Origin of the sequence: Blautia difficilis, assembly GCF_014297245.1 — a bacterium.
Lineage (GTDB): Bacteria > Bacillota > Clostridia > Lachnospirales > Lachnospiraceae > Blautia_A > Blautia_A difficilis.
Window position 1 is genome coordinate 1 of sequence record NZ_JACOQG010000099.1, and the last position, 656, is coordinate 656.

General features: G+C 35.1%; 1 protein-coding gene. It reads right to left on the reverse strand.

Going from position 1 to position 656, the window contains the following annotated elements:
* Positions 1-290 precede the first annotated feature (290 nt).
* Positions 291-656, reverse strand: a 366-nt coding sequence (locus H8Z82_RS17010; protein ID WP_186995773.1) for a HEPN domain-containing protein, incomplete at its 5' end; no start/stop codon positions are given.

The following is a 656-nucleotide window of genomic DNA, read 5'->3' on the forward strand; positions in this document are numbered from 1 at the left end:
TGGTTTCCAACAAAAACAGCAACTGTTTTCTGTCATAAACCGATTTATTTTGTAGTTTGCATTGGAGGATATTCACTAATATGCCCTTAAGTTGACGCTAGGTTGACCACATTGGGGTCTGACCGTAATATCCACATTGTGGTCTGACCATCGAAAATAACCTGAAAGATAATAATCTCCACATAAAAGAATTCTAAAATTTATATAACATAAAATTCGTTACCCATACATAAAACCATCCCAACTATAAGAATGAGCTCAATAGTCGGGATGGTTTTGATTGTGAATTATTACTGCTCTGGTTTATTGGTATTTTCATCTTCAGATGGGCTCTCTGATTCTGCAAATAAATATTTCTCTGCCAATTCCAGGATTTTTTCTGCCGTTTCAATTTGTTCTGCAGTTATCATTTTCGAAGCTATATAAAAAGTATCGTAATCACTTGCATGTCGAATTTCTTCAGCCTTCACAATTTTCCTGCCTAATTCACGTGGGAAAATTTCTGGTTGCACATAATTTTTATTAAAATAGCTAAGTGTATCCTTATGGCGTTTAAAAGCGACTCCTTCTTTCGCAAGTACTGCACATATTGTATGAAATATACTGTAGTAAGCTCTGTTATTTGCTCCACGATACTGTTCTGCTTCGAATGTAAG